Origin of the sequence: Paraburkholderia sp. SIMBA_053 (assembly GCF_046534895.1) — a bacterium.
Classification (GTDB): Bacteria; Pseudomonadota; Gammaproteobacteria; order Burkholderiales; family Burkholderiaceae; genus Paraburkholderia; species Paraburkholderia caledonica.
The window spans coordinates 1-295 of the sequence record NZ_JAWRXU010000424.1 but is presented as its reverse complement, the minus strand read 5'-3'; the positions used below and the strand labels follow the sequence as shown (position 1 = coordinate 295).

The 295-nt window shown below is 64.7% G+C and carries 1 pseudogene; it reads left to right on the top strand.

Annotated features, from left to right (window positions below):
• Positions 1 to 48: 48 nt before the first annotated feature.
• Positions 49 to 295 (top strand): annotated as a pseudogene (locus tag SB753_RS36260) (putative colanic acid biosynthesis acetyltransferase); the annotation flags it as partial.

Here is a 295-nt window from a genome sequence, read left to right as displayed (position 1 = left end):
CCGAAGTACCGGACGGACGGCGAGGCGCGTTCATCGACGGAGAAGACTATGGATAACACGATCAGCTCCACGATTGAACGGGCCGCGGACGGTCGGACCGGGGACAGTCGGGGCGCGGACAGTCGGGCAGCGAGCATGAACGACCCGCATGCCGCACCGCACACCCCGCCCTCTGCGCCGGGCCGCGTGATCGACCTGAGCCTGGCGGGCAAGGGCAACTATGTCGCGTCGCGCGGTTTTCTGACCGAGCTGATCTGGTTCTTCATCGAAGCGTGTGTGATCAACAACAAGCTGC